The organism is Microvirga medicaginis, from assembly GCF_052658925.1.
The window spans coordinates 1-1,223 of record NZ_JBQWEL010000057.1 but is presented as its reverse complement, the minus strand read 5'-3'; the positions used below and the strand labels follow the sequence as shown (position 1 = coordinate 1,223).

The window sequence follows — 1,223 nt, the reverse complement described above, 5'->3', positions numbered from 1 at the left end:
GCTCCTCAATAATCAGACCGCCTCAAGCGCAATCGCGATGCCCTGCCCCACGCCGACGCACATGGTGGCGAGCGCACGCTTCCTGGCCCTCAACTTCAGCTCCAGCGCCGCCGTGCCGGTGATGCGAGCGCCCGACATGCCGAGCGGATGGCCGAGCGCAATCGCCCCGCCATTCGGATTGACGTGCTCCGCCTCCTCCGCAATCCCCAGCTCGCGCAGCACCGCGATGCCCTGGCTGGCAAACGCCTCGTTCAGCTCCACCACATCGAAATCCGTGGGCTTCAGCCCAAGCCGCGCGCACAGCTTGCGCGTGGCCGGCACCGGGCCGATGCCCATGATGCGCGGCGGCACCCCCGCGGCGGCTCCCCCGACCACGCGCGCGATGGGTTCGAGCCCGTATGTCCGCACCGCCTCCTCCGAGGCGATGATGAGCGCCGCCGCGCCGTCGTTCACGCCCGAGGCGTTGCCGGCCGTGACCGTGCCGTCCTGGCGGAACGGCGTCGGCAGCCTGGCGAGCTGCTCCAGGGTGGTGTCGCCGCGCGGATGCTCGTCGCGGTCCACCACCACCGGATCGCCCTTCTTCCTGGGGATGGTGACGGGGACGATCTCGTGCGCAAAACGTCCCCGCTCCTGCGCGGCGGCGGCCTTCGCTTGAGAGCGCAGGGCAAAAGCATCCTGATCGGCGCGCGCGACGCGATATTCCTCGGCCACGTTCTCGCCGGTCTCGGGCATCGAGTCGACGCCGTATTGGCTCTTCATCAGCGGGTTGATGAAGCGCCAGCCGATAGTGGTGTCGTGGATCTCGGCGGCACGCGAGAATGCCGACTCGGCCTTGGGCAGAACGAAGGGGGCGCGCGACATGGATTCGACGCCGCCGGCGATCATCAACTCCGCCTCGCCGGCCTTGATCGCCCGCGCGGCGGTGATCACCGCGTCCATGCCCGAGCCGCAGAGGCGGTTGATCGTGGTGCCGGGCACGGAACCGGGCAGTCCGGCCAGCAGCAGCGCCATGCGGGCGACGTTGCGGTTGTCCTCGCCGGCCTGGTTGGCGCAGCCGAAGATCACGTCATCGACGGCCGCGAAGTCGATGGCCGCGTGGCGCTGCATCAGGGCCTTGAGAGGAACGGCGGCGAGATCGTCCGTCCGCACGCTCGACAGGGAACCGCCGTAGCGGCCAATCGGCGTGCGAACATAAGCGCAGATGTAAGCCTCTCGCATCTCAG

1 protein-coding gene is annotated in these 1,223 nt (G+C 69.2%); it reads right to left on the bottom strand.

Annotated features, from left to right (window positions below; translation table 11 throughout):
• Nucleotides 1-12: 12 nt before the first annotated feature.
• Nucleotides 13-1,218, bottom strand: a complete 1,206-nt coding sequence (gene pcaF / locus ACUXUR_RS26735; RefSeq protein ID WP_445505378.1) for a 3-oxoadipyl-CoA thiolase — start codon at nucleotides 1,216-1,218, stop codon at nucleotides 13-15.
• Nucleotides 1,219-1,223 lie beyond the last annotated feature (5 nt).